Annotated in this window: 12 protein-coding genes; 9 read left to right on the forward strand and 3 right to left on the reverse strand. The window is 64.2% G+C overall.

What is annotated here, in order from left to right; translation table 11 throughout:
- The first annotated feature begins 15 nt into the window (after nt 1-15).
- The 3 genes from C8D77_RS03850 (at nt 16) to amaB (ending at nt 3,361) form a co-directional block, all read left to right on the forward strand.
- Nucleotides 16-390 carry a YciI family protein gene (locus tag C8D77_RS03850; protein ID WP_109659463.1) on the forward strand — a complete coding sequence of 125 codons (375 nt, stop codon included), beginning with the start codon at nt 16-18 and terminating at the stop codon, nt 388-390.
- A complete protein-coding gene (locus tag C8D77_RS03855; RefSeq protein WP_109659465.1) occupies nt 387-1,661 on the forward strand; it encodes an RNA polymerase sigma factor in 1,275 nt (424 codons plus the stop codon). The genes C8D77_RS03850 and C8D77_RS03855 overlap by 4 nt, the downstream gene beginning before the upstream one ends.
- Nucleotides 1,662-1,846: 185 nt before the next feature.
- Nucleotides 1,847-3,361 carry an L-piperidine-6-carboxylate dehydrogenase gene (gene amaB, locus C8D77_RS03860; protein WP_109659467.1) on the forward strand — a complete coding sequence of 505 codons (1,515 nt, stop codon included), beginning with the start codon at nt 1,847-1,849 and terminating at the stop codon, nt 3,359-3,361.
- 228 nt (nt 3,362-3,589) lie between these two features.
- Here amaB and C8D77_RS03865 read toward each other — a convergent pair whose 3' ends face one another.
- The 3 genes from C8D77_RS03865 to C8D77_RS03875 all read right to left on the reverse strand — a co-directional run bounded on the left by C8D77_RS03865 (nt 3,590) and on the right by C8D77_RS03875 (nt 6,180).
- The gene (locus C8D77_RS03865; protein WP_164771368.1) at nt 3,590-4,456 is read right to left on the reverse strand and encodes a hypothetical protein; all 867 of its coding nucleotides are present in this window, start codon (nt 4,454-4,456) and stop codon (nt 3,590-3,592) included.
- A 280-nt stretch (nt 4,457-4,736) separates the two neighbouring features.
- On the reverse strand, nt 4,737-5,111 hold the full coding sequence (locus tag C8D77_RS03870) for a hypothetical protein (RefSeq protein ID WP_109659471.1): 375 nt from the start codon (nt 5,109-5,111) through the stop codon (nt 4,737-4,739).
- Nucleotides 5,112-5,421: 310 nt separating this feature from the next.
- A complete protein-coding gene (locus tag C8D77_RS03875; RefSeq protein WP_109659473.1) occupies nt 5,422-6,180 on the reverse strand; it encodes an SDR family NAD(P)-dependent oxidoreductase in 759 nt (252 codons plus the stop codon).
- Nucleotides 6,181-6,335: 155 nt separating this feature from the next.
- Here C8D77_RS03875 and C8D77_RS03880 point away from each other — a divergent pair, with 155 nt between their 5' ends.
- The 6 genes from C8D77_RS03880 (at nt 6,336) to C8D77_RS03905 (ending at nt 12,175) form a co-directional block, all read left to right on the forward strand.
- Nucleotides 6,336-7,745 (forward strand): aldehyde dehydrogenase family protein, encoded by a 1,410-nt coding sequence (locus C8D77_RS03880; protein WP_109661243.1) that lies wholly within the window; start codon nt 6,336-6,338, stop codon nt 7,743-7,745.
- A gap of 15 nt (nt 7,746-7,760) precedes the next feature.
- The gene (locus C8D77_RS03885) at nt 7,761-8,564 is read left to right on the forward strand and encodes an N-formylglutamate amidohydrolase (protein ID WP_109659475.1); all 804 of its coding nucleotides are present in this window, start codon (nt 7,761-7,763) and stop codon (nt 8,562-8,564) included.
- A 188-nt stretch (nt 8,565-8,752) separates the two neighbouring features.
- Nucleotides 8,753-9,337, forward strand: a complete 585-nt coding sequence (locus tag C8D77_RS03890) for a helix-turn-helix domain-containing protein (RefSeq protein WP_109659477.1) — start codon at nt 8,753-8,755, stop codon at nt 9,335-9,337.
- 157 nt (nt 9,338-9,494) lie between these two features.
- Nucleotides 9,495-10,220, forward strand: coding sequence for an ABC transporter ATP-binding protein (locus tag C8D77_RS03895; protein ID WP_109659479.1), 726 nt, complete (start codon nt 9,495-9,497; stop codon nt 10,218-10,220).
- Nucleotides 10,221-10,263: 43 nt separating this feature from the next.
- Nucleotides 10,264-11,418, forward strand: coding sequence for an ABC transporter substrate-binding protein (locus tag C8D77_RS03900; protein WP_164757578.1), 1,155 nt, complete (start codon nt 10,264-10,266; stop codon nt 11,416-11,418).
- A gap of 52 nt (nt 11,419-11,470) precedes the next feature.
- Nucleotides 11,471-12,175 carry an ABC transporter ATP-binding protein gene (locus tag C8D77_RS03905; RefSeq protein ID WP_109659483.1) on the forward strand — a complete coding sequence of 235 codons (705 nt, stop codon included), beginning with the start codon at nt 11,471-11,473 and terminating at the stop codon, nt 12,173-12,175.
- The last annotated feature ends 7 nt before the right edge of the window (nt 12,176-12,182 follow it).

Below are 12,182 nucleotides of genomic sequence, written 5' to 3' on the forward strand. Positions count from 1 at the left end.
AGAAAAGGACCAGCCATGCTCTACGCAATCCTCTGCTATGCTTCCGAAGATGTCGTCTGCTCCTGGAGCAAGGCACAGGACGACGAGGTCATGGCCAATCTCCTCGACGTTCAGGACAAATATGCCAAGGCCGGCCGGCTTGGCCCGGTGGCGCGGCTTTTGCCGACGACCGCCGCGACGACCCTGAGGAAGGTCAAGGGCGAAGCGGTCGTCATCGACGGACCGTTTGCCGAGACAAAAGAACAATTCCTCGGCTTCTACACGCTCGAATGCGCCGATCTCGATGAGGCTGTCGAGTTCGCTCGCGAGCTTTCCGAGGTCAATCCGAGCGGCGGCTCCTACGAGATCCGGCCGGTCTCGATCTTCAATCCCGCCAAGGTTTCCGCATGACCGAACTCGCCTGGATCAGCTCGGCGATCAGCGCCGCCCGCCCGCAGGCGATGGGCGCGCTGCTGCGTTATTTCCGCGATCTCGATACGGCGGAGGAAGCTTTCCAGGATGCGTGCCTCAGGGCCATCAAGAACTGGCCGCAGAACGGGCCGCCGCGTGATCCCGCGGCCTGGCTGATCTTTGTCGGCCGCAACAGCGGCATCGATGCCGTGCGCAAGCGCGCCAAGCAGGCGCCGATGCCGGAGGAAGACCAGATTTCCGACCTGGAAGACGCTGAGAGCGATATCGCCGAGCGGCTGGACGGGGCGCATTACCGTGATGACATTCTGCGGCTGCTGTTCATCTGCTGCCATCCCGATCTGCCGGCAACGCAGCAGATCGCGGTGGCGCTGCGGATTGTCTCGGGCCTCACCGTCAAGCAGATCGCACGCGCCTTCCTGGTCGGCGAAAGCGCCATGGAGCAGCGCATCACCCGCGCCAAGGCGCGCATTGCGGACGCCGGCGTGCCGTTCGAGACTCCGGGTGCCGTCGAGCGCTCCGAGCGGCTCGCCGCTGTCGCCGCCATGGTCTACCTGATCTTCAACGAGGGCTATTCGACCAACAGCGGCGAGGCGCCGGCTCGCGCGCCGCTGTGCGAAGAGGCGATCCGGCTGGCACGGCTGTTGTTGCGGCTGTTCCAGACCGAGCCGGAGATCATGGGGCTGACGGCACTGCTGCTTCTGCAGCATGCGCGCGCACCGGCTCGATTTGACCAGAGCGGCGAGATCGTACTGCTCGAAGATCAGGATCGCAGCCTGTGGAGCCGCAAGATGATCGATGAGGGGCTGGCGCTGGTCGACAAAGCGCTGCGGCATCGCAAGCCCGGCCCCTATCAGGTGCAGGCGGCTATTGCCGCGCTGCATGCGCGGGCCGAAAGGGCCGAGGACACCGACTGGAACGAGATCGACCTGCTCTACCGCTTGCTCGAGCAGATGCAGCCATCACCGGTGGTCACGCTCAACCGGGCCGTCGCGGTCTCCAAGGTGCGTGGACCGGCAGAGGCGCTCGCCATGATCGAGCCGCTGGAAGACCGGCTTTCCGGCTATTTCCATTTCTTCGGCCTCAAGGGTGGCCTTTTGATGCAGCTTGACCGGGGCGAGGAGGCGCGCGTCGCCTTCGACCGCGCCATTGCGCTTGCCAACACGGCGGCGGAAGCGGCCCATATCCGCATGCATATCGACCGGCTGATGAAGGACGGTGCCGTGCACGCGCCGGCGAAAAAGGCGAACTGAGCGTCATCTGCCCATCTGGCTCAATCGTGTAGCTTGGGCTTGGACCATGCCGGGGTGGCGATTTTCCCCTGAAACGAGTAATGCCACGCCATGACTGTGCCTGAAGTGCCTTTCGGTACGCGGGCGACACGGCGAAGGCTTAACCCAGCGCCATATAATGGCGACGGGATCTGAAAGGGACAAAAATGACGATAGCGAAGGAAACGGCCGAGCTTCTGGCTAATCTGGGTGTGGCCAAGGAGGCGCTTGTCAGCGGCGACCTGATCGTGCGGAGCCCTGTGACGGGCGAGCAGATCGCGGCGCTGAAGACGATCTCGCCGGCTGACGCGGCCAAGGTGATCGATGCCGCGCACAAGGCCTTCCAGGCGTGGCGGATGGTGCCGGGACCGAGACGTGGCGAGCTGGTGCGGCTGCTCGGCGAGGAGCTGCGTGCGCACAAGGCCGAGCTTGGCCGGCTGGTCTCGATCGAGGTCGGCAAGATCCCGTCCGAGGGGCTCGGCGAAGTGCAGGAGATGATCGACATCTGCGATTTCGCCGTCGGCCTCTCCCGGCAATTGTACGGTCTGACCATTGCCACCGAGCGCCCCGGCCATCGGATGATGGAAACCTGGCATCCGCTCGGCGTCGTCGGCGTCATTTCCGCCTTCAACTTCCCGGTCGCGGTGTGGTCGTGGAACGCAGCGCTGGCGCTGGTCTGCGGCGACGCGGTGGTGTGGAAGCCTTCGGAGAAGACGCCGCTGACGGCACTTGCCTGCGAGGCGATCTTCAAGCGTGCGGTCACGCGCTTCGGCGCGGACGCACCGCAAGGCCTGGCGCCGGTGCTGATCGGCGACCGCGCCGTCGGCGAGATCCTGGTCGATCACCCCAAGGTGCCGCTGGTTTCGGCCACCGGCTCGACACGCATGGGCCGCGACGTCGGCCCGCGCCTGGCCAAGCGCTTTGCGCGCGCCGTGCTGGAGCTTGGCGGCAACAATGCCGGCATCGTCTGCCCGACAGCCGATCTCGACATGGCGCTGCGCGCCATCGCCTTCGGCGCCATGGGCACGGCGGGACAGCGCTGCACGACGCTGCGTCGCCTGTTCGTGCATGACAGCGTCTATGACGCCCTGGTTCCACGCCTCAAGAAGGCTTACGAAAGCGTGTCGGTCGGCAATCCGCTGGAGACCTCCTCGCTGGTCGGGCCGCTGATCGACAAGGCGGCCTTCGACGCCATGCAGAAGGCACTAAAAGAAGCTGCCACCCATGGCGGCAAGGTGACCGGCGGCACACGGGTCGAGAACGGTCACCCGGATGCCTATTACGTGCATCCAGCGTTGGTCGAAATGCCCAAGCAGGTGGCCCCTGTCACGGAAGAGACCTTCGCGCCGATCCTCTATGTGATGAAATATTCGGATTTCGACGCCGTGCTCGACGAGCACAATGCGGTGGGAGCCGGCCTGTCGTCATCGATATTCACCCGTGACCTGCAGGAATCCGAGCGCTTCCTCGGTGTCGACGGGTCGGACTGCGGCATTGCCAATGTCAACATCGGCACTTCGGGCGCCGAGATCGGCGGTGCCTTTGGCGGCGAAAAAGAAACCGGCGGCGGCCGCGAGAGCGGCTCCGATGCGTGGAAGGCCTATATGCGGCGCGCCACCAACACGGTGAACTATTCCAAGGCGCTGCCGCTCGCCCAGGGCGTCTCGTTCGATATCGACTGAGAACGCCGGAGGTCTGATCGCCCGGCGATCAGGTCGCGCAAGTCGACGGCGCGCAAACCGCCGTGACGCTGGACAGTCTTTCGCGCTTGTCCAGCGTCGGCTTCTCATAGACTTTCTTCATGCAGGTTCCTCTCCGAACAGGTGCCGCGCAAGCAGCGGCAAACCTGTGGGAAACCATATCACGTTTTCGTATCGCCCGCGCGGGGGTGCGAACAGACCCGGCGGCGGTCAATCGCCGGCAGCGGCCGGTGGAAAACAGGCGTTGAAGGCGGCATCGACAATGGCCAGCTTGGCGGCCTGGACGGTCATGTACTCCTGATAGAAGGTGTTCGACACCCACATCACCGAATGACCGCGCGGGCCGAGCCAGCCGATGCTGCCGAGTTCCTCGGCGGCGCGCAGCTTGCGGGCCAGGTGTGTCCGCGAGAGCTTGAGCCATTTGGCGAAATCTCCGATCGAAACCACGCTCGTTGGAATCTGCTCCAGACCGGCATGATCGGGGTCGATGCCCGACATCAGCCAGTCCATGACGATGCCGCCATTGTTGAGCCAGATGAACAGGGAGAATGTCTGGTTGGGCTCGCGCACCGGCTTGGAGGCAAGCAGGCCGTCCGCCACCAGAGGCTGCAGCCTGGCAACCATCTCGGGGTGTTCCAGGAACCTGGCCAAGCGGTCAGCGCCGTCGAGATGGTCCAGCGTCTGCAGATGGGCAAGGACCCAACCGGTAAAAGTCTGCACGGTTGCCGCCGTCGGCTGCAAGGGGTGCGTACGGCCGTCCCCGCCCGACACATACTCGGCAATGTGGTAGTGCAGCATCTCCTTGATGAAGGCGTCCGCCGTGTTGCGGCTGGCCACAGCGTGCCGGTGCACGAACTCGATGAAACGCGATACCGTCAACTCCTTGCGCCGGTCGTTCGGGTCGCGCCTGAAATGCATGGCAAGGCCGACATGGCCCATCAGCCAACGCTGCTGCGTGGCGAAAATGGAAGCCAGCCGCGGGCTCTCTTCATAGATACGGATCAGCGCCAGCGACTGTGCCTGAACATGGCGATGCAGGGCCGGATGGCCGGCAATGTCTTCCAGATTCAGCGCCATCCTCCTCATGTTCCGATTCAACTCCAAACGCGGAGTTGCGTTCCACATTTTTCAGCCTTCCACAGCCGTGTCCAGAGGGTACCAAAGTTGGAGAAGAGGCCTGTCCGATAGCGGCCAGTTCATGGCGCAGCGTGCGAACTGATTGCTACGGCCAGAGCATAGGAGACGTCGCGTCCGCTGTCGCGTCGGCTCAGTAGGTTTTGCCTTCTTCTATATGCTGTCGGAAAACCGGCGCCCCCGGAAATCGCCGGAGGCGCCGTGCGATCATTGTCGGCCTGCGTCAGCCGTTTGGATAATAGCCGCCATCGGCACCGTCGCCGATGTAGAAGCCGCCGCCTGAATCATCCTGCAGTCGCTGATCCAGATTCTCGATCTGGCTGAGCAAACCTTGGTACGCGCCGCCGCCCGTGGCCGAGCGATGGATGCTGTCGGCCCTCATCATCAGATCGTGCTCCTGCTCAGGGGTGATCGCCTTGGCATCCCTTGCCTCGATAATCCCCTGCTTCACGCCCTGCAACTGGTCGAGGACCGCTCTTGGCTCGACAGACATGCCCTGCGGTTCGACCCTGTGGCGGTGTACCGCGTAAGCACTCGATAGCGGCACCGCCGCCAGTAGCGATGCGATTGCTATGATCCTTGGTGTGAAATTGCGCATGGTCGCGCCTCCCTTCAACGGGAAAAGCGGTATGGATATCGCTTTCCGGACACGGGCCGTCCGCTCCGTCGCGTCGCGATGATCCTTGCCATCGCCGGCGGTTCGTGGCCCGCAATTTCCATATAGGGGTGTTCCAATCCGTTAGACGGCAAGGAACGGAAAGTTGACAGATTGTGATCGCTGAGAGACCCGGCATGTCATGCCGTCTCATTCTCCCTGTTGCAGGCTTTGCGACCATGCGTGCCGCGGCGATGACCGCAGCTATGGTCTTGGCGCCGGTGCCGCCACAGCCCGGCAGCGGGCGTGCTGGCTACATGCGCATCAGCAGGCCGCCGTCGACGGCGAGTTCGATGCCGGTGATGTAACTCGCCGCGTCGGAAAGCAGGAACAGGGCCGCGTTAGCCATGTCCTGCGGCGTGCCGATGCGGCCGAGCGGCGCGTAGCTCGCAACGGCCGAGCGCTTCTCCTCGGTGTCCCAGCGCGCCTGCAACGGGGTTAGCGCCATGCCGGGGCAGATGGCGTTGGAGCGGATGCGCTCACCGGCCAGCTGCATGGCGAGCGATTTCGAGAGCGCGCAGACCCCGGCCTTGGATGCCTGATAGGCGTCCTGCGGGTTGGCGTCGCCGCGATACCACTGGATGGTCGAGAAATGCACCATGGCGCCGCCGCGTCCGCCCGAGCGCATATGCGGGACGACCGAGCGCGCCGTGTGTACGAAGGATTTCAAATTGATCCTGAACACCTCGTCCCAGACGTCGAGATCCATCTCGAGGGCGGACTTGTCGCGACCGAACCACAGCACGCCGGCGACATTGGCGAGATAGTCGATGCCGCCGCGCTCGCGGCCCGCCGTACCGATCGTCTGTTCGACAAAGGCGGCGTCGGTGAGGTCGCCCTGCGCGAAGGTGAGCCTGTCGTCGTAAGAAGCGAGGGAGGCCGGCCGGGCCTTCACGTCGATGGCGGTGACGGAGGCGCCGGCATCGAGCAGCGCCAGCGTGATCGCCTCGCCCATGCCGCCGCCTGCGCCGGCGACGACCGCATGCCTGCCGGTGAAATCGTAAGCGATCATCTGAACCCCTCGTCTGCTTCTGCCGAAATGCCGATCGAAAGGACAATAGGGGCGGACTAAAAATCCATCAAGCGGTATTAGAAAAAATTTGCCAAAATGGAAAATCGCGATATCGTACCCAAAGTGCCCCCTCAGCTCGGATGGATTTCAACAGCATGAACCTGCATTCCGGCGCGCGGACCTTTTCCGTGACTTCTCCCGTCGACGACTCGATCTATACGACGCGCTCTTATGCGGACGGTTCCACCATCGAGGCAGCGCTGACCCGGGCGCGTGCAGCCCTGCCGTCCTGGCGGCGGACGAAGCTGGCCGAGAGGCTGGCGATCCTGCTGCGCTTCGGCGAGGAGATGAAGGCGCGGGCAATGCCGCTGGCCGAGATGGTGGCGTGGCAGATCGGCCGGCCGCTGTGGCAGGCCGACGAGACGCCGCGCCTGGCGCTGGTGGGACAATTGCTTGCCGACATCGCACCGGAAGCGCTGGCCGATGTGCCATATCCTTCGGATGAGACCATCCGCCGCTATGCCAAGCCGGTGGCGGGCGGCTTGCATCTGTCGATCTGCGCCTGGAACTATCCGACCGCCATGCTCGGCTATCTTGTGACCGCGCCGCTCGCCGCCGGTAATGTGGTGATCTTCAAGCATTCGCCGCAGACGCCACTGATTGCCGAACTCGCGGAAGAGGCCTTCCGTGCCGCCGGCGGCCCCGAGGGCGTGTTCCAGAGCTTGCATCTCGATCATGCCGATGCCGAGCGCTTGATCTCGTCAGGCGCCTTCAACGCGGTGAATTTCATCGGTTCGGTCAATGGCGGCCGGCGCGTCCATGCCGCCGCCGCGGGCACCTTCACGCAGGTTCATCTCGAACTCGGCGGCAAGGATCCGACCTATGTCCGCGCCGATGCCGACCTCGAGGCAACGATCCCGCAGATCGCCGAGGGCACCTATTCCAATGCCGGCCAGTCCTGCTGCTCGGTCGAGCGCATCTATGTCGACAAGGCGATCCATGACCGCTTCGTCGAAGCGCTGGTCGCCGAGACGGCGAAATGGACTATTGGACATCCCTTTGACGAGAAGCCGATGGTTGGCCCGGTGGTGCGGGCGAGTGCCGCCGACACGATCCGCGATCTCACCGAGCAGGCGGTGCGGGCAGGGGCCCGGCGCCTGATGCCGCGAGACGGCACGCTCAAGGCCTCTGGCCTCGGCGCCGCCTATGTCGCGCCAGAAGTGCTGGTCGGTGTCGACCACAGCATGCAGATCATGCGCGACGAGCTGTTCGGGCCGGTGGCCTGCATCCAGTCCGTCGGCAGCGATGACGAGGCGATCCGTCTGATGAACGACAGCGATTTCGGCCTCAGCGCCTCGATCTGGACCCGGGATATCGATCGCGGCGTGGCGCTGCTTGACGAGGTCGAGGCCGGCACGGTGTATCTCAACCGCTGCGACCACGCCGACCTGCATCTGCCCTGGGGCGGCATCAAGAATTCCGGCCTCGGCCGCACCAATGGCCGCGCCGGCCTGGCGGAGGCGACAGCGGCGAAGGCCTACCATGTCCGCTCCGTCATCGGCTGATCTAGAGGTGGCCCGGTGAACGCCGCGAGCCTTGCAGGGCTTGATGATGGAGCAATCGCCGCGCTGGCCGCCGCCAGCGTCGAGCGGCTGCGGATCGAGGCGGCAAGCCCCTATATGCTGATCGCCGAACATGCGGGCAATCTGGTGCCCGCGCCATGGCATGACCTTGGCCTCGCAGCGCCCTATCTCGGCACACATTTCGCTGTCGATATCGGTATCGATGCCTTGACGCGCCGGCTGTCGCGGACATTGCGAGCGCCGGCCGTGGTTGCTCATTATTCGCGGCTGTTCCTCGACTACAACAGGCCCGCCGGCGAATGGGATTTCATGCGCCCGGACCTCGGCGGCATTCCGGTGCCCGGTAATCTCGCACCCGATGCAGTCGATGTCAGGCTGCGCAAGATGATCGCCTGGGCACCGGTCGAACAGGCTGTTATCGAGGCCGCTGCGGGCCGGCAGGCGCTGATCTCTGTGCATTCCTTCACCCCGGTGATGGGCGGTGTCAGGCGCAATGTCGACATCGGCGTGCTGTGGCGGGAGCCATCTCCCTTCGTCACCTCGGTGTTGAAAACGCTTGGCGCGCGGGGTGCCGAGGCCGGGTTGAGGATCGGCGACAACGAGCCGTATGACTGGCGCCAGGCCGTTGGCTACACGCTGAACCGGCACGGGCTGGAGCAGGGCAGGCCTTGCCTCTATCTCGAAGTCCGTAACGACTTGCTTTCCGATCCGGAAACATTCGAGCTCGTCAGCCGCACCTTGGAGGATGTCTTTGCCACCGTCGCGATGTCGCTATGGCCGAAGCCAGCCGTAGCCGTCTAAGGCGATTCGCCGAACGGCGAACCGCTTTATCTCTTTGTTTTGACGCAATTCCCCAGGGAAAGCGCGATGGGCTTTTCCCGGGAAAACCGCCGCACACTTTTCCTGGAATTGTTCTAGAGGCTGGACGCCCCAAGGCCGCCCGGCTAGAGCTTGTCAAATTGGAAACACGACAGCCAAGGGCGCGGACGATGCAGGGCAATGTGGGCAGCAAGATCCGCGATGCGCGCAAGGAGCAGAACATCACGCTGCGCGATCTCAGCGAACGCTCCGGTCTTTCGGTTTCACAATTGTCGAAACTGGAGAACGGCAAGGCCCGGCTGACGGTCGACGTCGCGCTGATGATCGCCGGGGTGCTGCATGTGCCGGTGGCCTCCTTCCTGTTCAGTCCGAAGCCGGGCATGCAGGCGCGGCGCTCGATCACGCGCGCCGGCAGCGGCATCCTGCACCAGGGCAACGCGATGGAATTCGAGGTCCTGTGCAGCGATTTTCGCGACAAGACCAACATTTTCTGGCGTGTCACGCTGCGCGCGAGGAGCTTCGAGGAGAACGGCGGCTGGCGCAGCCATTCGGGCGAGGAATTCATCCACGTGCTGAGCGGCAGCCTGGAACTGCACACGATCCATTATGATCCCACAGTGCTGCAGCCGGGCGATAGCATCCTTTTCGACGGCGAAATGCAGCATGCCTATATCGCGCTGGGCGACGAGCCGGTGATCATGCTGATGTCGAACACCGTGCCGCGCGACGGGCTCCCGGCCGGAGCCGGGGTCTGATCCCGGCCCGACCGGAATCCGGGCTCGAAAGTTCGAGCCCTCTAAGAATATTTTCTAAAATGGAAAAAAATACTTGTTATGGAAAAGTCCGGGGTCTAGCATCCTGTTGACCGGCCGACAGGAGAAATAGCCATCGGCCGGATGGGAGATGTGACCGATGCTGTCGGTTGAGGCAGTCAGCAAGACTTTTGGCGGCGTGCAGGCGTTGCGCAGTGCCTCGCTGGCCTGCAAGGCCGGCGAGATCCTCGGCCTGATCGGCCCCAATGGCGCCGGAAAATCGACCCTGGTCAACGCCATCTCCGGCGTGCTCAAGCCGGACACCGGCAGTGTCAGGCTGGCGGGCAAGGAGATCACCGGCCACGGCGCCGAGTACTGCGCCCGGGCGGGCGTCGCGCGTACGTTCCAGACCATCCGGCTGTTCAAGGATTTGACCGTTAGGCAGAATGTCGAGGTCGCCCATATCACCTGCCAGGCGGTGCGGCCGGAAGCGGCGGCACGCATCGGCGTCGATCAACTGCTTGCCCAATATCAGTTGGACGGCTTCGCCGACGTTCCGGCCGGCACGCTGTCCTATGGCAGCCAGCGCCGGCTCGAAATCGCCCGCGCGCTGGCGCTGGGGCCGTCGCTGCTGCTGCTCGACGAGCCGGCGGCCGGTCTCAATGAAGGTGAGTCCGAAACGCTCGCGGTGGCGATCGAGGGCATTCGCAGGGATGTCGGCTGCGCGACCATCGTCATCGATCACGATTTGCGCTTCATCAACCGGCTTTGCGACCGGCTCTGTGTCATGGACCAGGGCCAGGTGATCGCGTCCGGGCAGACCGAAGCTGTGTGGCGCGATCCGCGCGTCATCGAGGTTTATGTCGGGCAGTCCGAGACATCGTGACGGCGCCCCGCAACGTCAACAACAAGGGAGAAGGAGGGGTTCAATGGACAAGATGATTTTGGGGGCCGCGGTCGTGGCGGCGGGGCTTTTGCAGGTGACGCATGCCGGGGCCGCCGATTTGAAGATCGGTCTCGCGGTGGCGATGACCGGCACCTACGCACCCTACAGCGAGGCCGAAGGGGCACGCTGCATGGCCGACAAATTGAACAAGGCTGCCGGCGCCGGCGATCCCAAGGTCGAGCTGATGATCGAGGACAACCGCTCCGATCCGCAGCTTTCAGTGTCGCTCGGCCAGAAATTCCTCGATGCCGGCGCCCAGATCATTACCGGCGTGCCGTTCCCCGATGCGCTGATCCCGACGGCGCAGATCGCGGCGCCCTATGGCGCCACCGTGTTCTCGGCGCCGAACACGCAGCTCGAGATGCAGCAGGCCGGCCTCGACAATTTCATCGCCGGCGCGGTTCCCGATCCGATCAATGCGGCAGCGACCGCCAATGCGCTCTACGGCAAGGGCGCGCGCACCGTGGCGCTGATGGTCTCGCCCGATGCCGGTTCCTACTCGGAAAAGCTGCCGGAATGGTTCGGCGAGGTGTTCGAGCATCTCGGCGGCAAGGTCGTCTCCAAGCTCAACTATTCCTGGGGCACATCAGACTGGTCGCCGCAGATCGCCAGCATCAAGGCGTTGCCGCAGAAGCCGGACGCCATCCACATCTGCGGCGTGCTGCCGGATGTCGGCATTTTTATCCGCCAGCTGCGCGCCAATGGCTATGATGGCTGGGTCGCCGGCTGCGACGCCTTCGACGACAAGTCGCTGGAAGGCACCGTCGGTGATCCGGCCTCGCTGGAAAAGGTGATGTTCGCCACCCATGGCGCGACCGGCGTAGACAGCCCGATCGACAAGTTCCTGGCCCAGTGCAAGGCCGACGGCTACAAGATCAACGGCATCTTCGACGCGCTTGGCGCAGACATGGTGCAGATCAGCTACGAGGCGGCGAAGAAGTCCGGCACGGTCGAGCCCGCCGCCTTGCGCGAGGCGATCCGTGCGCCGGGCGGCTATCCCGGGACCACGGCGCCGATCATCTCCTTTGCCGAAAAGAAGGGTTATCCGGTCAAGGCGGTGCCGGTGATGGGATTTGCGAACGGCAAGCGGGTGCTGATCACCGACACGCCGCCGACCTTCGTTCCGGCACTGAACTGAGGCAGGTAGGTCAGGTGATGATGGATCGAGCCTTCGCAGCGCAGGCGCTGTCGTGCTGAGCGTCGACAATCTGGTTGTCCGCTACGGCGCGGTGAGCGCGGTGCGCGACCTCAGCCTGAAGGTCGGGCGGGGCGAACTCGTCGCCCTGCTCGGCCCCAACGGCGCCGGCAAGAGCTCGACCATCAATGCGCTGACGGGTCTGGTCACACCGGCTTCCGGCCGCATCGTTCTCGACGGCCAGGACATTTCGCGTGTCCGCACCGAGGATCGCATTCGCGCCGGCCTGACCTCGACGCCGGAAGGCCGGCACATCTTCGCCAATCTGACGGTCGGCGAGAACCTGCGGCTTGGTGCGGCGATACGGCGCGATCCCAAGGGCGTGCGCCAGGACATCGAGCGCTTCCTGGCGTTGTTTCCGGTGCTTTCCGAACGCTACGGGCAGGCGGCCGGTACGCTTTCCGGTGGCGAGCAGCAGATGCTGGCCATTGCCAGGTCGCTGATGTCGCGGCCGAAGCTGCTGTTGCTCGACGAGCCGTCGCTGGGGCTGGCGCCGAAGATCGTCGTGCAGATCTTCGATTTCATCGGCGAGCTTAAGGCGGAAGGGCTGACGCTGCTGGTGGTCGAGCAGAACGCCAGGCAGGCGCTGCGCTTCGCCGACCGCGTCTATGTCGTCAGTGCCGGCACGCTTCGCCACAGCGGGCCGCCGTCCAGCCTTGCGGACGAACACGGTCTCTTCAACCTTTATATCGGCGGGTAGGCGGCGA

The sequence above is a fragment of the Mesorhizobium loti genome, from assembly GCF_003148495.1.
Classification (GTDB): Bacteria; Pseudomonadota; Alphaproteobacteria; order Rhizobiales; family Rhizobiaceae; genus Mesorhizobium; species Mesorhizobium loti.